This is a genomic window from Pseudomonas sp. GL-B-12, assembly GCF_019955895.1.
GTDB lineage: Bacteria > Pseudomonadota > Gammaproteobacteria > Pseudomonadales > Pseudomonadaceae > Aquipseudomonas.
In genome coordinates, this window is the sequence record NZ_JAHBCX010000038.1 from 1 (window position 1) to 17,139 (window position 17,139).

Sequence of the window (17,139 nt, forward strand, 5' to 3'; positions counted from 1 at the left end):
CACTGGAACTCTGTCGTACACATATTCTGTGTTCACTGAAGATCAAATGTGGGAGCGGCGGTGCGGCGATCCGACTTGCTCGCGAAGGGGCCAGCACTGACACCAAAAAACTCAACCCGGGGTCAAACACTCCGGCCCATTGAGCTTCGGATCATTCACCATATTGGCCAGCACCCGCTCGCGCAATGCGGCAGGCTCACTGGCCAGCAATGCTTGCAAAGCATGCAATGGCGTCTCCGGATCCAGCCACGCGGCCTGCCCCGCCTCGTCAAGAATCAACGGCCGCCGTTGGCTTGCCGCTGGCTGGGTAATCACCGCGGTACTGAGCCAAACCTGTTCCTGTACCGGATACGCCTCCCAGATCGCCGCAAAAAATAATGACGAGCCCTCCCCCGGTGTCAGCCAGTACGGGCGCTTGCGCGTTGTGCCGCGCCATTCGTAGAAACCATTGGCCGGCAACAGGCAGCGGCGCAGGCGCAGGGCTTCGCGGAACATCGGTTGTTCGGCAACGGTTTCGGCGCGGGCGTGGGCCGGGGTGCGGGACAGATCGGTCAGCCAGGGTGGCGTCAGGCCCCAGCGGGCGCGGGCCAACGTGCGCTGGCCGTCAGGCTCGGCCCGCAGCATCAACACCGAATCATTGGGGGAAATGTTCCACTGCGCCTGCTGGTCGGCGGGAAAACCGGGCAGCGCCGCGAAGGCGGGGTTCCAGCGAAACAGGGCATAACGTCCACACATGGGGCAACACGGCTCTTGATCAAACGAACGCCAGCCTAACAGACCAGCGTGCCGGGAAAGCTGTCCGATTCATCGCCGGACAGCGGCAGCGCGGCATTGTACGCAGTGATCAGCTCGCGGGCGTATGCAGCCTGATCGTTCTCGACCGACAGCCCGAGCAGGCCATAGATCGGTAACTCGCCGCTACCCCCGAGCAAATCACGGCCCACCAGATGCGCTTCGATGCCCTCGCTGGCGAGCATGCCTTGCAGCAACTCGCCTTCCATCAGGTTTTCCGGATCGTAGATGCGCTGCATACACGCTCCTCACTCGTTTTCGCTGAACACTTCGAGATGCCATTCCTCTTCATGAACTTGCAACACGAAGGTTATCGGCCGGCAGCACACCTGACAGTCTTCAATATAGGTCTGATCGCCACCGGACAAATCCAGCGTCGTCTCGACTTCCTCACCACAATACGGACATTCATATTGCGCAGTTTCCAGCATCGCGGTCTCCCAGGTGACTTGTGCGTATAATCGCCGGTCTATTTGCAGGGCTATTTTTGTCTGACTACTTTTTCAGACCGTACCCCGCCGGTTTTCGATCAAAACCTTTACTTACCCTAGCCGTTTCTAACAAGAGAGCATGATGGGCGAATTCGATGCCATCCGACCTTACGACGACAGCGAAGTCCCGGCAGTGCTGGCACGACTGCTCGGCGACAAGGCGTTTCTAGATATCCTCACCCACTTCCGCTTCCCGCGTTTCGCCGGCGCTTTAGGCTGGGCACTCAAACCTCTTATAGCCCATCGGTTGCGCCGTGAGTTTGCCGGCATTACCTCCGTGGCCACGTTACAGGACAAAGTCGAGCATTACGTCGACCATACCATCGAGCGCGCCACCGACGGTGTTACCTATACAGGGGTGGAGCAATTCAAGTCCGGCAGCGCCTACCTGTTCATCGCCAACCACCGCGACATTGTGATGGACCCGGCCTTCGTCAACTATGCCGTGTACCACGCCGGTCTGCCGACCCCGCGCATCGCCATTGGCGACAACCTGCTACAAAAGCCTTTCGTCAGCGACCTGATGCGCCTGAACAAGAGCTTCATCGTGCACCGCTCAATCAGCGGACGACGGGAGAAAATGGCGGCCTATCAACTGTTGTCGGCGTACATCAACCATTCGATCCGCAACGATTGCGCCTCGATCTGGATCGCCCAGGCCGAAGGCCGCGCCAAGGACGGTGACGACCGTACCGAGTCGGCGATCCTCAAGATGTTCCACATGAGCCGCAAGGACGAGCCCTTCGGCGAAGTCATTCAGTCGCTGAACCTGACCCCGGTGTCGATCAGCTACGAGTACGACCCGTGCGATCAGGCCAAGGCCCGCGAGCTTTACATCCGCGCCACCACCGGCAGCTACACCAAGGTGCCGGGCGAGGATGACGTGAGCATCGCCAAGGGCATCACCGGCTACAAGGGCCGGGTGCATGTGAACTTTGCCGCGCCGATCACCGAACTGTTCGACGACACCAAGCAATTGGCGGTCGAGATGGACAGGCAAATCCTCAGCGGATACCGCTTGTTCCCGGTGCACTACCTGGCTTATGCACAGTGGAAAGTTGCTGATCCGCAGTTGCAGGTGCCGAAAGCCGCCGAAGTGTTCCCGGCCGAGGAGCTGGTCAAAGCCCAGGAAGAATGGCAACGCCGCCTGGACGCCTGCCCTGAAGAGCATCGTCCATTCCTGGTGCTGCAATATGCGACGCCGGTACGCAATCAGTACCGGGTGAAGGCAGGGTTGCCGCTGTAAGCGGTTTCGGCCAAATGTGAAAACGGCGCCCTTGAGGCGCCGCTTTTGTATCTGTTCACCACAGGTTTGCGGTTATTCAAACCTGAGTACTGATCCACGACACCAGCAGCGCCATCCCCATGCAGGCAAAACCGAAGATGTAGAAAAACCGGTTCATGCGTAAGGTCGCCCAGTCCAGCGTGGGCTCTACGTTGGGGCTGCTCTGGCGCTGCGCCTGCAAACTGGCCATCGCGCGCAGTTCGCGACGACGGGTGGCGTGCAGCAACCAGCCGCCCGGGAAGGCAAAGAGCAAGGCCAGCAGATTGATCAATTTGGCGGGATGGGCAGTAAACAGCGTCATCAAGTGCAGCGACATCACAAACCTCAAGTAAAACAGGTGGCAGGTGCCGGGCCGGCGACCGCGGCGCGGATTCTACCGAAAGCCTGCGCACCTGCCCTCTGTTTCCGACAAATAACGAAGCTTTTGATCAATGGCTGTCCTGAGTCACGGCTTCGTCATCTGTATCGGCGATCATGCGCGCCTCGAAACCGACAGGGACCACGTCATGCTCCACGCCGAAAACCAGGATCGTCTTTACCTCATCACCCCCAGCGAAGAACAACAAGCCCTCGTCGGCAGCCTCGCCTTCAACGTTCAGGATCGCCATTGGCTGGTGTATTGCGCCTTGGGCGGGCATCAGCATGCGGATTTGCCGGAGGCGGATTTGCTGACGGGTGTGAGCGTGCTGGACTTTTACTCCGAGGCCGCCTGACACCACCATTCCCACATTTGATCATGTGTGAATCTGACTCAATGCTCACAAAAAAGCCCGGGACCATCACCGGCACCGGGCTTTTTTCACATCCAGCGAAGATTACTCGCCGAGAATCTGACCCACGGTCGGGTCCTTGAACAGGCGGGTCAACGCATCGCTCAGCACATCGCTGACCAGCTTGGTGTTGGTTTCCTGGTTCGGCGCCATTCCGAAGCGCTGGTCCAGGGACGAACCATAACGGCCGCTGTAGCGACGGTTGGCGTTTTGTACATCGGAGCGGAACGTCGCGCCGATGGTGGCTTCGGTCACGTACATGCCTTCCTTGGGCGACTGGTACTTCAACTCTGCCAGGGTCACGGTCAGTTGCGGTGCATTCATGGCATTGTTCGTCGGGGTAAAGCCCAGCAGACGCACGGCGGCTTCAGCCTGGGCCTGCAGCTTCGGCAGGATCTGCGCGCTCTGCACGGTGATTGCGCTGGTTTCCGGATACAGGCCACCACGGGTGCCCAGCGTCGGCGACGGGCGACCGTCCACTACACGCACCACGACGGGCTGACCATGGCCGACCGGGGCCAGTTGAGTGGTCAGCTTGGGTTCCGGGCTCAGTTGTTGCGGGCTGTTGGCGCAGCCAACCAGAGTCAAACTGGTCACAGTGATCAAACCGAACAACAGGCGTTGCAACATGCTCTTCTCTCCAGAATCAGGCACAAACAGGCCGGCAGTATAGCGGTGCTCCGCTGCCGGGAACCAGCACCTGACAGTGATAACTGAAATGTCTGACCATCCTATTTGAGAGCGGTTTCCTGTCACCAAGATGTCACTACTCAGACACTTGCGCGTCATCACCCGTGCGCTATGTTGGCGTTAGTCACCTAATACGGTAATCATCATGCGCCATTTGATTTCGCTGTTCGCGCCACGCCCTCTGCATCGCTGCTTCGCCCTGCTCGACCGCAACGGCCACTGCCAGGCCTTCAAGCAGTGCAGTCTCCAGCCCATGGGCGATGGCTGGGTTGAAATCGAAGAGATCCGCCTGAACTGGCTGAATCAGCCGCTGCCTGCCGGCGCCCGGGTCGTTTCGCAGCAGCTACAGCCACGCTCGCGTGCACAGCAACTGATGACGACCTGACCAAACACCTAATAAAAGTCATTAAACACGACCATTTCCCTGCGTTTCTTAGATACAATCTCCCCCCGATTATAAGGACGTCTCCTGATCGGGCCTCGCAGCATCGTCAATGCGCTTGCATTGACACCCCGCACCGCCCACAGAGAGCCGCCCACACAGATCGAGTGAAGCTGGCGCGCTTGCTGTTTTGTTGAGCAAGACCTCCACTTTTCGCGAATCTGCAGAGCTGTCATTACGCTCGGTCACTGAGCTGTTTGCCCGTTTTGCCTGCCCTGTATCCCATGGCGGCAATCCATCCGGGCACGGTGCCAGGCTGGGACAGCCCTTTTTGAGGTTCACGTCTTCAAAAGAGCGTGAAAAAAACGGGTTTTCACAACTTCACAAGAGTGTGGCGAGCAAATGAATAGTTTTGCGTCTGAACATGCACCATTAGCGTCTACAACAGCCCAACGACACAGGACCGAGTATTCCTCGAACACCGGAGCCTGAAGCCTGTCCGCTACGGATTTGGTTGCACAAACGGATGTATCGACCATAAGTCGAATTGCCTCCCGCGCGCTGAAATGAGTTCATATGGCTCATAGGCCCGGCAGGTAGCGTCCGTCGAAGTTGCGATAAATTGCGAAGATTCGGACATGGCGATCCTGCCATGGGTACCTGGGGCAACACTGACACGCCCCGTCACTCCTGGCAGCCATGCCGACAATTTGGTGCTGCAGATTTTGGAGACGCGTTAAATGGCGCATAACGAAGCAGTCGACGTAGTACTGGTTGGGGCCGGCATCATGAGTGCCACCCTTGCAGTACTGCTCAAAGAGCTCGACCCCGCGATCAAGCTGGAAGTCGTCGAGCTGATGGATTCCGGTGCCGCGGAGAGTTCCAACCCGTGGAACAACGCCGGTACCGGTCACGCCGGGCTGTGTGAGCTCAACTACACGCCGCAGGCCGTCAATGGCGCCGTCGACATCAAGAAAGCCGTGCACATCAACACCCAGTTCGAGGTGTCGAAGCAGTTCTGGTCGTACCTGACCAAAAAAGGCACGTTCGGCTCGTGCAAATCGTTTATCAGCCCGGTGCCACACCTGAGTTTCGTGCAGGGCGACAGCGGCGTGTCCTTCCTCAAGGAACGCTTCAAGGTGCTGAGCAAGCACCACGCCTTCGCCGACATGGAATACACCGAAGACAAGGCCAAAATGGCCGAGTGGATGCCGCTGATGATGCCTGGCCGCGATCCTGGCGAAACCCTCGCCGCGACCCGCGTGATCAATGGCACCGACGTCAACTTCGGCGCCCTGACCAACCAGTTGCTCAAGCACCTGACCAGCGCACCCGATGCCCATGTCAAGTACTGCAAGCGCGTGACCGGCCTCAAGCGCAGCAACGGCGGCTGGACCGTCAGCATCAAGGACGTCAACAGCGGCAACACCCGTGAAGTCGATGCGAAGTTCGTCTTCCTCGGCGCGGGCGGTGCGGCACTCCCGCTGCTGCAGGCCTCGGGCATCGAAGAAAGCAAAGGCTTCGGCGGCTTCCCGATCAGCGGCCAGTGGCTGCGTTGCGACAACCCGGAAGTGGTCAAGCACCACCAGGCCAAGGTCTACAGCCAGGCTGCCGTGGGCTCGCCGCCAATGTCCGTGCCGCACCTGGACACCCGCGTGGTCGAAGGCAAGAAGTCCCTGCTGTTCGGACCATACGCCGGCTTCACCACCAAGTTCCTCAAGCACGGTTCTTTCATGGACCTGCCGATGTCGGTTCGTGCCGGCAATATCGGGCCGATGCTGTCTGTGGCAAAAAACAACATGGACCTGACCAAGTACCTGGTCAGCGAAGTGATGCAGTCGATGGAGCAGCGCCTGGAATCCCTGCGTCGCTTCTACCCTGAGGCGAAAGCCGAAGACTGGCGCCTGGAAGTGGCCGGCCAACGGGTACAGATCATCAAGAAAGACCCGAAAAAAGGCGGCATCCTGCAATTCGGTACCGAACTGGTCGCGGCCAAGGACGGTTCCCTGGCGGCACTGCTCGGCGCTTCGCCAGGTGCCTCGGTGACCGTTTCGATCATGCTTGAGCTGATCGAAAAATGCTTCCCGAGCAAAGCCAAGGGCGAATGGGCTACCAAACTGGCAGAGATCTTCCCGGCCCGGGAAAAGGTCCTGGAAACCGACGCTGCGCTGTATCGCAAGATAAACACGCAGAACAACGTTGCCCTGGAACTGGTTGAAGCCAGCAGCGAGACCGAAAGCTACGCTTGATTCGGCTCCATGAAAAACGCCCCACTCTCATCGAGAGCGGGGCGTTTTTTTATGGCCGGCGAAACCATGTTTGTGGCGAGGGATCAGCCGCGAGCCTTTTCGATCAGCTCGATGTAATCCGCCGCATTGCGCTGATCCTTGATCAGGGCAATGAAGTTATTGCCGTGCTCATCCTTGCCATTCACGTCGTAACCCGCTTCGACGAAGAACGTCAGAAAGCGCGCGAAATCGTCGATGCGCAGGCCACGGTAGGCCTTGACCAGTTTGTGCAGGGACGGAGAAGTCGCGTCGACCGGTTCAAAATCGAGGAACAACTTGATCTGCTCATCGCCGATCTCGTCACCAATCACTTGTTTTTTATCTTTACGCATTGCCGACTCCAGCTCGCAGACATTTCACGGGGCGGGCAGTTTACCCCCGCGCAGGCACAGGGCTCAACGCGGACGAGTGCTGCCGGTGTGCAGATCGGCCCAAACATGACCATTGGCGTAGCTGAGAAACTGGCAATACACCGTGTCATTGCGCAACAAGTCGATCACCACCCGGTATTGCGCCAGCGGGTAATAGAGGGTCAGGGTCTTGCTCGGCACATCGTAAACCGGCTTTTTCAGGCTTTTGCTTTCACCATCGAAGTTGACCAGTACCTGATTGATGGTGGCGCCCTTGTTCAGGGATTTACCCTTGAGACGAATCATTAATGGGGACGTGACCGGAATCGGCTGTTGATTGGATTGACGCTGAGCACCGACCACCACCGAATAATCGGTGACCTGCATCAGTTGCTGCTGTTCGGGGTCGGCATCGCGCAGAGCGAGATCGTCCGGCGGCAGGAATTGACTGTGCATGGGCGCCGGCGCGGCGGCCAGGGGCAGGCTGAGGGTCAGCAACAGGGCGGCGCAGCAGCGGATAAAAGGGCTCATGGCTGGCTCCGGAGGGCGGGTGTAGGAGCAAGCTCGCTCCTACAGGTTACAGATGGTGAAAATCAATCGAACTGCGCGCGCATCCAGGCCTGATACTCGGCAACACCGGGCTCGCCTTCGCGCGGCGCCCAATGTGCCAGCTCACCTTCACCAACCGGACGGTAAGGACCGGCCTTGCATTCGAACATCAGGCTGTCGGCCTCCAGCACCACCACACCGTGGAACACACCGGTTGGCAGGTCCACGCCAACACAGTCGCCACCGGCCTGCAGCACGGTCTTGCTCAGCACCGCACCGGTCTCGTCAAAGATCAACACGCCCAGCCGACCCTTGAGGACCAACAGGGTTTCGGCCTTGTTGTCGCCCAAATGCCGGTGAGGCGGGATATACGTGGACGGCTGCAACCCCACTGCCATGCGATGGCAAGCGTCTTCCATCTGATGGAAGTTGTGATGCTGGCGCCCGCGAGGATTGGCCGCGGCTTTCCCGGCCAGCTCGGCGAACAAGGTCTGATCCAGAAAGCGAGGCGTATCCATGTCTTACATTCCTTTAACGGCGAAAATCCCGTTGGCATTACGCCAGTAGCCTTTGTAGTCCATACCGTAACCGAAGATGTAGCGGTCGATGCACGGCAGGCCGACGAAATCGGCCTTGAGGTCCGGACGGGCCTTGCGGTCGTGGTCTTTGTCGATCAGCACGGCGGTGTGCACTTTGCGGGCACCGGCGTGTTTGCAGAAGTCGATGATCGCGCCCAGGGTGTGACCTTCATCGAGGATGTCGTCGATGATCAGCACGTCACGGTCGATGAAGGAAACTTCCGGCTTGGCTTTCCAGAACAGGTCGCCACCGCTGGTTTCGTTGCGATAGCGGGTGGCGTGCAGGTAGGACGCTTCCAGCGGGAAGTCCAGGTAGGTCAGCAGCTTGCCGGAGAAAATCAGCCCGCCGTTCATCACGCAGAACACCACCGGGTTGCTGTCGGCCATTTGTTCGTTGATTTGTGCACCGACGCGGGCGATGGCCGCCTCGACTTCAGCTTCGGTGTACAGGCAGTCAGCCTCTCGCATGATTTGACGGATATGCTCGAGATCAGCGGACATGGCGCTCTCCAGGGGGTTTGAGGGGGAGGGACGGATTCGGAAAAGCGGGCAAAGGTACGCATCAAGCGAGGCCAGATCAAGCGTTTGTGGACTAACGTACTGTATGTCTATAGGACAACACCCTCGGATAGATTAATCTAGGCCGGTTTTTTTGCCCGCCGCCGGAGCCTTTCCCCATGCCCATCCATGAGATCCGCCACCCGCTGATCCGTCATAAACTTGGCCTTATGCGCCGCGCAGACATCAGCACGAAGAATTTCCGTGAGCTCGCTCAGGAAGTCGGCGCCCTGCTGACTTATGAAGCCACCAAAGACCTGCCGCTGGAATCCTACGATATCGAAGGCTGGTGCGGCACTGTGTCGGTCGAGAAAATCGCCGGCAAGAAAATCACTGTAGTGCCGATCCTGCGTGCCGGTATCGGCATGCTCGAAGGCGTACTGAGCCTGATCCCGGGCGCCAAAGTCAGCGCCGTCGGCGTGGCTCGCAACGAGGAAACCCTCGAGGCCCACACCTACCTCGAGAAGCTGGTGCCGGAAATCGACGAACGCCTGGCCATGATCATCGACCCGATGCTCGCCACCGGCGGCTCGATGGTTGCCACCATCGACCTGCTGAAAAAGGCCGGCTGCCGCGACATCCGAGCCATGGTGCTGGTTGCCGCGCCGGAAGGCATCGCCGCCGTAGAGAAAGCTCACCCGGACGTGATCATCTACACCGCTTCCATTGATCAAAAACTGAACGAACACGGTTACATCATCCCAGGGCTGGGCGATGCCGGTGACAAGATCTTCGGCACCAAGCAGAAGGACGCGTGACCATGCAGCAAGAGTTCAACGATCCGCTCTGGCGCACGGTGCTGTCGGGTGCACAGATGCTGTTCGTGGCCTTCGGCGCCCTGGTGTTGATGCCGCTGATTACCGGTCTCGACCCGAACGTGGCGCTGTTCACGGCCGGCCTGGGGACGATCCTGTTCCAGATCGTCACCGGGCGTCAGGTGCCAGTGTTCCTGGCATCGAGCTTTGCCTTCATCACCCCGATCATTCTCGCCAAGGGCCAGTTCGGCCTGGCCGCGACCATGGGCGGCGTGATGGCGGCGGGTTTCGTCTACACCTTCCTCGGCCTCGCGGTGAAGATCAAAGGCACCGGGTTCATCGACCGCCTGCTGCCGCCTGTGGTGATCGGGCCGGTGATCATTTCGATCGGCCTGGCCATGGCGCCGATTGCCGCCAACATGGCCATGGGCAAGGCCGGCGACGGCAGCGAATTGATCCATTACCAGACGGCGATGCTGATTTCGATGCCCGCGTTGCTGACCACCCTGATCGTCGCGGTATTCGGCAAGGGCATCTTCCGCCTGGTGCCGATCATCTCCGGCGTGCTGGTGGGCTTTGGCATGGCATTCTACTTCGGCGTGGTCGATACCGCGAAGATTGCGGCGGCACCGTGGTTCGCCATCCCGCACTTCACCGCGCCGGAATTCAACTGGCAGGCGATTCTGTTCATCGTTCCGGTGGCCCTGGCCCCGGCCATCGAACACATCGGCGGCGTGATTGCCGTGGGTAGCGTGACCGGTCGCGATTACCTGAAGAAACCCGGCCTGCACCGCACTCTGCTCGGCGACGGCATTGCCACCACGGCGGCCGGTCTGTTCGGCGGCCCGCCCAACACCACCTACGCCGAAGTGACCGGCGCGGTGATGCTGACCAAGAACTACAACCCGAAAATCATGACCTGGGCGGCGATCTTCGCCATCAGCCTGGCGTTCATCGGCAAGTTCGGCGCACTGCTGCAAAGCATTCCGGTGCCGGTGATGGGCGGGATTCTGTGCCTGTTGTTCGGTTCGATTGCCGCGGTGGGGATGAACACGCTGATCCGCCACAAGATCGATCTGGGCGAGGCGCGCAATCTGGTGATTGTTTCGGTGACCCTGGTGTTCGGGATCGGCGGCGTGCTGATCGGCACCGGCACCGGGCCGGACGATTTCGGCCTCAAGGGCATCGCGCTGTGCGCGGTGGTGGCGATTGGCTTGAACCTGATCCTGCCGGGCAATGACAGCTGGAAGCACAAGAAGGCGAATGAGCCGCTGATCTAACAGCTTGAGATATTTGTAGTCAGTGAAACAGCTATCGCGAGCAGGCTCGCTCCCACAGGGGAATGGATTCCAAACTGTGGGAGCGAGCCTGCTCGCGATGCTCTTTAAAGGGCCAACGGCGCTCGCTCGCACAACGCACTCAACGCCCGCGCCCAATGCGGATCATCGTTGAGGCACGGCACCAGCACCAACTCCTCTCCCCCCGCTGCGCGGAATTGTTCTTTGCCGCGATCACCGATCTCTTCCAGTGTCTCGATGCAATCGGCAACGAATGCCGGGCACATCACCAGAATCTTTTTCACCCCGCTTTTGGCCAATTCATCGAGGCGCACTTCGGTGTAGGGTTCGATCCATTTGGCGCGCCCCAGACGCGACTGGAACGACACCGACCACTTGCCCTCCGGCAACCCCATGCGCTTGGCAAACTCTGCCGCCGTGCGCAGGCATTGGCCGCGATAACAGGTAGCGACCACCTCCGGCGGCGCCCCGGCACAGCAATCACCGCCGCCCTCGAAGCTGTGTCCGGGGTTGAGTTTCTTCAGATGCCGTTCCGGCAAGCCGTGAAAGCTCATCAGCAAGTGATCGAAATCCTGCTCCAGATAGGGCTTGGTCGTGGCCATCAGCGCATCGAGGTATTCCGGTTGATCGTAGAACGGTTGCAGCACCGACAGCTGCACGTCGAGGTTTTTCTCGCGCACCACACGTTTGGCCTCTTCGATGACTGTGGTCGTGGTGCTGTCGGCGAACTGTGGATAAAGCGGTGCCAGCGTGATTCGCTTGTGCCCCGCGGCGGCCATGCGCATCAGTGTCGATTCAATCGACGGCTCGCCGTAGCGCATCGCCAGTTCGACCGGGCCGTGCTGCCATTGACGGGTCATGGCTTGTTGCAGGCGGCGGCTGAGCACCACCAGCGGCGAGCCCTCGTCCCACCAGATCGAGGCATAAGCATGGGCCGACTGCTCGGGACGCTTGATCAGGATCAGCGACACCAGCAGACGTCGAACCGGCCATGGCAGATCGATCACGTACGGGTCCATCAGAAATTGATTGAGGTAGCTGCGCACATCCGCCACCGAGGTGGAGGCAGGTGAGCCCAGGTTGACCAGAAGCAACGCGTGATCGGTCATGCAACGTCCTATTTCAAAGGCGACCGGACAGATCGTCCAGAGCCGCGCGCAAATCCGTGAACTTAAAAGTGAAACCAGCCTGTAACAAACGCACCGGAGTGGCGCGCTGGCCGCCCAGCAACAGCAAGGACAACTCACCCAGTCCCACCTTCAATGCGAAGGCCGGCATCGGCATGAAGGTCGGGCGACGCAGCACGCTGCCCAACGCCTTGGCAAACTCGAGGTTACGCACCGGTTTGGGCGCGCACGCATTATAGGGACCGCTGGCCTCGTTGCGATGCAGAAGAAAATCAATCAGGGCGATTTGATCGTCGATATGAATCCACGGCATCCACTGCCGGCCGTTGCCGATCGGCCCTCCCAGGCCCAGTTTGAACGGCAGTAACAGCCGCGACAAAAAGCCGCCTTCCGCCGACAGCACCAACCCGGTACGGATGAGGATGACGCGAATGCCCAGCGCTTCAGCCCGCTGTGCAGTCTCTTCCCAGGCGATGCATAACTGGCTGGCGAAATCTTCGCTGACCGGCCCCGAGTCCTCGGTCAGTTCGCGCTCGCCACCGTCGCCATACCAGCCGACAGCCGAACCGGAAATCAAGGCCCGTGGTTTCTGCTCGCGACTTTCGAGCCACGCCAGCAAGGTTTCGGTGAGGGTGATGCGGCTGCTCCACAACAAGGTTTTACGCTTGTGTGTCCAGGGCCGGTCGGCAATCGGCGCTCCGGCCAGATTCACGATCGCATCGATCTGCTCCTGCCCCAGATCCTCCAGCCGGGCAACTCCACGCACTTGGGCACCACATATTTTCGCGACTTTTTCAGGCTTGCGACTCCAGACTGTCAGGCGATGTCCCTGGCCCAACCAGTGCCGGCAGAGCTGACGTCCTATCAAACCAGTACCGCCGGTCAGCAATATGTGCATGACTTCTCCCTCGTGTGGCGTTTTACCTTGTCCATTAGTCTATTTTTATAAGCAGGGATCTTTGGTATCGAACAGGCGCTATGTTTAACAATAGGCCAAGCTGTCAGATCGAGAGCGCTAAAAGTTATACCAAAAAACAATATTGTACAGGTTTGAACCCCGGCGTAGTCTGTACAGAAAGGTAAACGAGGCCCCTATGACTGTACCTATCGCAATCATCGGCACCGGCATTGCCGGACTCTCCGCCGCCCAGGCCCTGACTGACCTCGGGCATGTGGTTCAACTGTTCGATAAAAGTCGCGGCAGCGGCGGGCGCATGTCGAGCAAGCGCAGCGATGCGGGTGCTCTGGACATGGGCACGCAGTATTTCACCGCGCGTGACCGGCGTTTTGTCAACGAAGTCCAGCGCTGGCAAGCCAAAGGTTGGGTCGCCGAGTGGACGCCGCAGCTGTACACCTACCATGGCGGCCAGCTCAACCTGTCGCCGGACGAGCAGACCCGCTGGGTCGGCACGCCGCGCATGAGCGCCATCACCCGCGCCCTGCTCGGTGACCTCGAAGTGCATTTCGCCTGCCGGATCACCGAGGTCTATCGCGGTGAAGAACACTGGCACCTGCAGGACGCCGAGGGCTTCACCCACGGACCGTTCAGCCACGTGGTCATCGCCACGCCGGCCCCACAGGCCACGGCTCTGCTGGCATCAGCGCCGAAACTCGCCGGGGCCGCCGCCGGGGTGAAAATGGACCCGACCTGGGCCATCGCCCTGGCCTTCGAAACGCCGCTGGAAACGCCCATGGAAGGCTGCTTCGTACAGGACAGCCCCCTCGACTGGCTGGCCCGCAACCGCAGCAAACCCGGGCGCGATAACACCCTCGACACCTGGGTGCTGCACGCCACCAGCGCCTGGAGCCGACAACACATCGACTTGTCCAAGGAAGCCGTGATCGAACAACTGCATGGCGCCTTCGCCGAACTGCTGCACGATTCCATGCCCGCGCCGAGCTTCAGCCTCGCCCACCGCTGGCTCTACGCCCGCCCCGCCAGCAGTCACGAATGGGGTACCCTGGCCGACGCCGACCTGGGGCTGTACGCCTGTGGCGACTGGTGCCTGTCCGGACGCGTCGAAGGGGCCTGGCTCAGCGGTCAGGAAGCCGCCCGCCGCTTGCATGAGCACCTGCAGTAAAGAGCATCGATCCGAGCAAATCGCTGCTGTCGCCATGGACAGCAGCCCGCCACAAAACTTATACACAACATTTGACTTGTACAACTTCGAACCTATGATGAAGTTATCTTGTACAGACTCGACCGCCTGCACAGGTTCAGATTCGAGGTGCTCCGATGTCCCATGCCCCCGCCAAACAGAAAATCGCCATCGACGCCTGCCTGCTGCACCCGGACTTGCCAGCGGAAGAAGACAGCCGGCTCAATGATCCGGTGCTACGGGAAAACTTCCTCACCCGCGCGTTCGCTTACAGCGCCTGGCAGCAGCTACGCCAGGAAGGCCTGACCCGGCGCGGTCTTACGGACTTTCACTCGCGCTACAAATACCTGCTGATGGCCCACAACCCGGTGCAATACAAAACCCTGGGCCACCTGCTGGGCAACATGGGCCATACCGATCCGCAGGAACTTGGTCCCCGCTATTTCAGTGAACTGATGGCGGCGCTGAAAAAGTGCGCCACCCGCCGGACCCATACCAACGTCCTGCAACACCTCAGTGGCTACTTGAAACAGGCCATCAGCCACGAAGACAAGCAGGAAGTGCAGCACGTGATCAACCAGTACCGCCTGGGCATCGTGCCGCTGGTGGTGCCGCTGACGCTGCTCAAGCATCACTTTCGCCAACACCCCGATCCGTACATCGCACAGCAGGTTTACCTGCAACCGCACCCGGAAAACCTCAGCCTGCGAAACGCCATCTGATGAAAAAAGCACTCGACACCAGCGCCCGCGAAGACCTCGGCGATGACTTTAAAAAGGCGTTGAACGAAGGCTGGTTGCCGATCCGTGAGGTGGCGCGGCAAACCGGGGTCAATGCCGTGACCTTGCGCGCCTGGGAGCGGCGCTACGGCCTGATCGTGCCGCTCCGCACGCCCAAGGGCCATCGGTTGTTCTCGGCCGACCATGTACAACGCATCCGGACCATCCTCACCTGGCTCAACCGTGGCGTTGCCGTCAGCCAGGTCAAGCCATTGCTCGACACGCCGCAAGCCTTCAGCGAGTCCGTCGACAACGATTGGCACGCCTTGCAGCAAACGTTGCTGCAGGCGGTCAGCGGATTGCAGGAACGCGCCCTGGATGACAGCGTCAATCAGGCGATGGCGTTGTATCCGCCGCGAACCCTGTGCGAGCACTTGCTGATGCCCTTGCTCGCCGCTCTGGAGCAACGCTGGCAAGGCCAGTTCGGGGCGCAGATGGAGCGGGGCTTTTTTTGTGCCTGGCTGCGCAGCAAGTTCGGCGCGCGCATCTACCATAACAATCGTCAGTTGCGCACCGCGCCGCTGCTGCTGGTCAACCACTCGGACCTGCCCGTGGAACCGCACCTGTGGCTCACGGCCTGGCTGATCAGCAGCGCGGACTGCCCGGTGGAGGTCTTCGACTGGCCGCTGCCTGTCGGAGAACTGGCATTGGCGGTCGAACTGCTGCAACCCCGTGGGGTTCTGCTGTACTCAAGCAAAGCCCTGAATCTGGCGCAGCTGCCGAAACTTTTCAAAGGTGTCAGTTGCCCCAAAATGATTGCCGGACCAACGGTATGCATCCACCACGCCGAGTTGTCCGCAAGTACTACCGAGATCGCTGATTTGTACCTGGCCGAAGATCCGTTGTCGGCACATCAGGCACTCGTTCAGCGCGGACTGATTTAAATGAATCGCGTGGATACCAAAATGCAATTGATCTGGCTGCGCAGCGACTTGCGTCTACATGACAACACCGCCCTCTCGGCAGCCGCGGCTCGCGGCCCGTGCGTGGCGGTGTACCTGCTGAGTCCGGAACAATGGCTGGAACACGACGATGCGCCCTGCAAAGTGGACTTCTGGCTGCGCAACCTGCGCGAGTTGAGCCGTGAACTGGGTCAACTGAACATTCCCCTGCTGATCCGCCAGGCACCCCGCTGGGATGACGCGCCCAGCGTATTGCTGAACCTGTGCCGAGAGTGGCAGGTCGACGCGCTGTATCTCAACGAAGAGTATGGCATCCATGAGTCCTGTCGCGATGCTGCAGTCGCCCGGACGCTACAGGCCGAAGGCATCGAAGTTCGCCGCTACCTCGATCAATTGCTGTTCAAGCCCGGGAGCGTGCTGACCCGCACCGGTACTTACTTTCAGGTCTTCAGCCAGTTCCGCAAAGTCTGCTACGAACGACTGCACCACTCGCTGCCCAGCCTGGTCCGCGCGCCGCACAAACAAGCGCCGTTGAACATTGCCAGCGATGCGATCCCCTTGAGTGTCGACGGCTTCGCAACACCCGTTGATAACCTGCGCAACCTGTGGCCGGCGGGCGAAGCTGAAGCCCGGCATCGCCTCGACAGCTTTAGCGATGCGCAGATCGAGCACTATCAAAGCGAACGCGACTTCCCGGCGAAGCCCGGCACCAGTCAGCTCTCGGCCTATCTGGCCGCCGGGGTGATTTCTGTGCGCCAATGCCTGCACGCCGCCTTGAACTGCAATCAAGGCGAATTCGAAAGCGGCAAGACCGGCGCCGTCACCTGGATCAGCGAACTGCTGTGGCGCGAGTTCTACAAACACATTCTGGTGGGCTACCCACGGGTTTCCCGGCACCGCGCGTTTCGTCCGGAAACCGAAGCACTGGCCTGGCGCGATGCCCCCGAAGAACTGGCCGCCTGGCAACAGGCGCGCACCGGCTTGCCGATCATCGACGCCGCCATGCGCCAACTGCTGGCAACCGGCTGGATGCACAACCGCCTGCGCATGGTGGTGGCGATGTTCCTGAGCAAAAACCTGTTGATCGACTGGCGCGAAGGCGAACGCTTTTTCATGCGTCACCTGATCGATGGCGACCTGGCGGCGAACAATGGTGGCTGGCAGTGGAGCTCCTCTACCGGCACGGACTCGGCGCCTTACTTCCGGATTTTCAACCCGCTGAGCCAGTCGGAAAAATTCGACCCCGAAGGCGTGTTCATCAAACAATGGCTGCCGGAACTGGCCGGGCTGAATAAAAAAGACGTGCACAACCCCGCCAATCTCGGCGGCCTTTTCGGTGTTGTGGATTACCCCTCACCGATCGTCGACTTGAGCACATCCCGTACGCGCGCGTTGACGGCATTCAAAAACCTGCCCTCGCTGCAATACGCCGCCGCTGGGTCATGA

20 protein-coding genes and 1 pseudogene are annotated in these 17,139 nt (G+C 60.0%); 10 read left to right on the top strand and 11 right to left on the bottom strand.

What is annotated here, in order from left to right:
• Positions 1–111: 111 nt before the first annotated feature.
• Genes KGA85_RS20715 through KGA85_RS20725 form a run of 3 tightly spaced genes read right to left on the bottom strand, consistent with a single transcriptional unit; the run spans position 112 to position 1,223 of the window.
• Positions 112–735, bottom strand: coding sequence for an SOS response-associated peptidase (locus KGA85_RS20715; protein WP_223454762.1), 624 nt, complete (start codon positions 733–735; stop codon positions 112–114).
• A gap of 35 nt (positions 736–770) precedes the next feature.
• Complete coding sequence (locus KGA85_RS20720; protein ID WP_223454760.1) at positions 771–1,031, bottom strand: putative signal transducing protein; 261 nt, start codon at positions 1,029–1,031, stop codon at positions 771–773.
• A gap of 9 nt (positions 1,032–1,040) precedes the next feature.
• A complete protein-coding gene (locus KGA85_RS20725) occupies positions 1,041–1,223 on the bottom strand; it encodes a CPXCG motif-containing cysteine-rich protein (RefSeq protein WP_053159662.1) in 183 nt (60 codons plus the stop codon).
• 139 nt (positions 1,224–1,362) lie between these two features.
• Between KGA85_RS20725 and KGA85_RS20730 the strand changes: the two genes are divergently transcribed.
• Positions 1,363–2,529, top strand: coding sequence for a 1-acyl-sn-glycerol-3-phosphate acyltransferase (locus tag KGA85_RS20730; RefSeq protein WP_223454758.1), 1,167 nt, complete (start codon positions 1,363–1,365; stop codon positions 2,527–2,529).
• 76 nt (positions 2,530–2,605) lie between these two features.
• On the opposite strand, the gene KGA85_RS20735 is transcribed toward KGA85_RS20730, so the two are convergent.
• Positions 2,606–2,884 (bottom strand): hypothetical protein, encoded by a 279-nt coding sequence (locus KGA85_RS20735; protein WP_007979321.1) that lies wholly within the window; start codon positions 2,882–2,884, stop codon positions 2,606–2,608.
• A gap of 190 nt (positions 2,885–3,074) precedes the next feature.
• On the opposite strand from KGA85_RS20735, the gene KGA85_RS20740 reads away from it, so the two are divergent.
• On the top strand, positions 3,075–3,281 hold the full coding sequence (locus KGA85_RS20740) for a hypothetical protein (RefSeq protein ID WP_116264400.1): 207 nt from the start codon (positions 3,075–3,077) through the stop codon (positions 3,279–3,281).
• 102 nt (positions 3,282–3,383) lie between these two features.
• Here KGA85_RS20740 and KGA85_RS20745 read toward each other — a convergent pair whose 3' ends face one another.
• Positions 3,384–3,968 carry a YajG family lipoprotein gene (locus KGA85_RS20745; RefSeq protein WP_223454756.1) on the bottom strand — a complete coding sequence of 195 codons (585 nt, stop codon included), beginning with the start codon at positions 3,966–3,968 and terminating at the stop codon, positions 3,384–3,386.
• Positions 3,969–4,173: 205 nt separating this feature from the next.
• Here KGA85_RS20745 and KGA85_RS20750 point away from each other — a divergent pair, with 205 nt between their 5' ends.
• Together KGA85_RS20750 and mqo are read left to right on the top strand one after the other, a co-directional pair.
• Complete coding sequence (locus KGA85_RS20750; protein WP_223454755.1) at positions 4,174–4,413, top strand: hypothetical protein; 240 nt, start codon at positions 4,174–4,176, stop codon at positions 4,411–4,413.
• Positions 4,414–5,150: 737 nt separating this feature from the next.
• Positions 5,151–6,659 (top strand): malate dehydrogenase (quinone), encoded by a 1,509-nt coding sequence (gene mqo / locus KGA85_RS20755; RefSeq protein ID WP_223454753.1) that lies wholly within the window; start codon positions 5,151–5,153, stop codon positions 6,657–6,659.
• Positions 6,660–6,742: 83 nt separating this feature from the next.
• On the opposite strand, the gene KGA85_RS20760 is transcribed toward mqo, so the two are convergent.
• The 4 genes from KGA85_RS20760 to KGA85_RS20775 all read right to left on the bottom strand — a co-directional run bounded on the left by KGA85_RS20760 (position 6,743) and on the right by KGA85_RS20775 (position 8,676).
• Positions 6,743–7,030 (bottom strand): PA4642 family protein, encoded by a 288-nt coding sequence (locus KGA85_RS20760; RefSeq protein WP_223454751.1) that lies wholly within the window; start codon positions 7,028–7,030, stop codon positions 6,743–6,745.
• Positions 7,031–7,093: 63 nt separating this feature from the next.
• Complete coding sequence (locus tag KGA85_RS20765; protein ID WP_223454749.1) at positions 7,094–7,579, bottom strand: hypothetical protein; 486 nt, start codon at positions 7,577–7,579, stop codon at positions 7,094–7,096.
• Between the two features lie 62 nt (positions 7,580–7,641).
• Positions 7,642–8,115: a WbuC family cupin fold metalloprotein gene (locus KGA85_RS20770; protein ID WP_223454748.1), complete on the bottom strand. Its 474-nt coding sequence runs from the start codon at positions 8,113–8,115 to the stop codon at positions 7,642–7,644.
• A 3-nt stretch (positions 8,116–8,118) separates the two neighbouring features.
• A complete protein-coding gene (locus KGA85_RS20775; protein WP_223454746.1) occupies positions 8,119–8,676 on the bottom strand; it encodes a hypoxanthine-guanine phosphoribosyltransferase in 558 nt (185 codons plus the stop codon).
• A gap of 176 nt (positions 8,677–8,852) precedes the next feature.
• Between KGA85_RS20775 and upp the strand changes: the two genes are divergently transcribed.
• Both upp and KGA85_RS20785 read left to right on the top strand, forming a co-directional pair.
• The gene (gene upp / locus KGA85_RS20780; RefSeq protein WP_046041879.1) at positions 8,853–9,491 is read left to right on the top strand and encodes a uracil phosphoribosyltransferase; all 639 of its coding nucleotides are present in this window, start codon (positions 8,853–8,855) and stop codon (positions 9,489–9,491) included.
• 2 nt (positions 9,492–9,493) lie between these two features.
• Positions 9,494–10,768 (top strand): uracil-xanthine permease family protein, encoded by a 1,275-nt coding sequence (locus KGA85_RS20785; RefSeq protein WP_150728001.1) that lies wholly within the window; start codon positions 9,494–9,496, stop codon positions 10,766–10,768.
• Between the two features lie 104 nt (positions 10,769–10,872).
• Here KGA85_RS20785 and hemH read toward each other — a convergent pair whose 3' ends face one another.
• Together hemH and KGA85_RS20795 are read right to left on the bottom strand one after the other, a co-directional pair.
• Positions 10,873–11,895 carry a ferrochelatase gene (hemH, locus tag KGA85_RS20790; protein WP_223543349.1) on the bottom strand — a complete coding sequence of 341 codons (1,023 nt, stop codon included), beginning with the start codon at positions 11,893–11,895 and terminating at the stop codon, positions 10,873–10,875.
• A 13-nt stretch (positions 11,896–11,908) separates the two neighbouring features.
• Positions 11,909–12,811 (bottom strand): TIGR01777 family oxidoreductase, encoded by a 903-nt coding sequence (locus tag KGA85_RS20795; protein ID WP_223454742.1) that lies wholly within the window; start codon positions 12,809–12,811, stop codon positions 11,909–11,911.
• Between the two features lie 196 nt (positions 12,812–13,007).
• Between KGA85_RS20795 and KGA85_RS20800 the strand changes: the two genes are divergently transcribed.
• From KGA85_RS20800 to phrB, 4 genes and pseudogenes are all read left to right on the top strand, one after another.
• Positions 13,008–13,994, top strand: coding sequence for an NAD(P)/FAD-dependent oxidoreductase (locus tag KGA85_RS20800; protein WP_046041875.1), 987 nt, complete (start codon positions 13,008–13,010; stop codon positions 13,992–13,994).
• Between the two features lie 197 nt (positions 13,995–14,191).
• A pseudogene (locus tag KGA85_RS20805) lies at positions 14,192–14,734 on the top strand (YbgA family protein); the annotation flags it as partial.
• Complete coding sequence (locus KGA85_RS20810; protein WP_223454740.1) at positions 14,734–15,675, top strand: MerR family transcriptional regulator; 942 nt, start codon at positions 14,734–14,736, stop codon at positions 15,673–15,675. The pseudogene KGA85_RS20805 and the gene KGA85_RS20810, both read left to right, overlap by 1 nt.
• Before the next feature lie 21 nt (positions 15,676–15,696).
• Positions 15,697–17,139 carry a deoxyribodipyrimidine photo-lyase gene (gene phrB, locus KGA85_RS20815; protein ID WP_223454738.1) on the top strand — a complete coding sequence of 481 codons (1,443 nt, stop codon included), beginning with the start codon at positions 15,697–15,699 and terminating at the stop codon, positions 17,137–17,139.

Coding starts and splice junctions, on each gene's coding strand:
- KGA85_RS20715 (WP_223454762.1), bottom strand. CDS start 735: ATGTGTGGACGTTATGCCCTGTTTCGCTGGAACCCCGCCTTCGCGGCG.
- KGA85_RS20720 (WP_223454760.1), bottom strand. CDS start 1,031: ATGCAGCGCATCTACGATCCGGAAAACCTGATGGAAGGCGAGTTGCTG.
- KGA85_RS20725 (WP_053159662.1), bottom strand. CDS start 1,223: ATGCTGGAAACTGCGCAATATGAATGTCCGTATTGTGGTGAGGAAGTC.
- KGA85_RS20730 (WP_223454758.1), top strand. CDS start 1,363: ATGATGGGCGAATTCGATGCCATCCGACCTTACGACGACAGCGAAGTC.
- KGA85_RS20735 (WP_007979321.1), bottom strand. CDS start 2,884: ATGTCGCTGCACTTGATGACGCTGTTTACTGCCCATCCCGCCAAATTG.
- KGA85_RS20740 (WP_116264400.1), top strand. CDS start 3,075: ATGCTCCACGCCGAAAACCAGGATCGTCTTTACCTCATCACCCCCAGC.
- KGA85_RS20745 (WP_223454756.1), bottom strand. CDS start 3,968: ATGTTGCAACGCCTGTTGTTCGGTTTGATCACTGTGACCAGTTTGACT.
- KGA85_RS20750 (WP_223454755.1), top strand. CDS start 4,174: ATGCGCCATTTGATTTCGCTGTTCGCGCCACGCCCTCTGCATCGCTGC.
- mqo (WP_223454753.1), top strand. CDS start 5,151: ATGGCGCATAACGAAGCAGTCGACGTAGTACTGGTTGGGGCCGGCATC.
- KGA85_RS20760 (WP_223454751.1), bottom strand. CDS start 7,030: ATGCGTAAAGATAAAAAACAAGTGATTGGTGACGAGATCGGCGATGAG.
- KGA85_RS20765 (WP_223454749.1), bottom strand. CDS start 7,579: ATGAGCCCTTTTATCCGCTGCTGCGCCGCCCTGTTGCTGACCCTCAGC.
- KGA85_RS20770 (WP_223454748.1), bottom strand. CDS start 8,115: ATGGATACGCCTCGCTTTCTGGATCAGACCTTGTTCGCCGAGCTGGCC.
- KGA85_RS20775 (WP_223454746.1), bottom strand. CDS start 8,676: ATGTCCGCTGATCTCGAGCATATCCGTCAAATCATGCGAGAGGCTGAC.
- upp (WP_046041879.1), top strand. CDS start 8,853: ATGCCCATCCATGAGATCCGCCACCCGCTGATCCGTCATAAACTTGGC.
- KGA85_RS20785 (WP_150728001.1), top strand. CDS start 9,494: ATGCAGCAAGAGTTCAACGATCCGCTCTGGCGCACGGTGCTGTCGGGT.
- hemH (WP_223543349.1), bottom strand. CDS start 11,895: ATGACCGATCACGCGTTGCTTCTGGTCAACCTGGGCTCACCTGCCTCC.
- KGA85_RS20795 (WP_223454742.1), bottom strand. CDS start 12,811: ATGCACATATTGCTGACCGGCGGTACTGGTTTGATAGGACGTCAGCTC.
- KGA85_RS20800 (WP_046041875.1), top strand. CDS start 13,008: ATGACTGTACCTATCGCAATCATCGGCACCGGCATTGCCGGACTCTCC.
- KGA85_RS20810 (WP_223454740.1), top strand. CDS start 14,734: ATGAAAAAAGCACTCGACACCAGCGCCCGCGAAGACCTCGGCGATGAC.
- phrB (WP_223454738.1), top strand. CDS start 15,697: ATGCAATTGATCTGGCTGCGCAGCGACTTGCGTCTACATGACAACACC.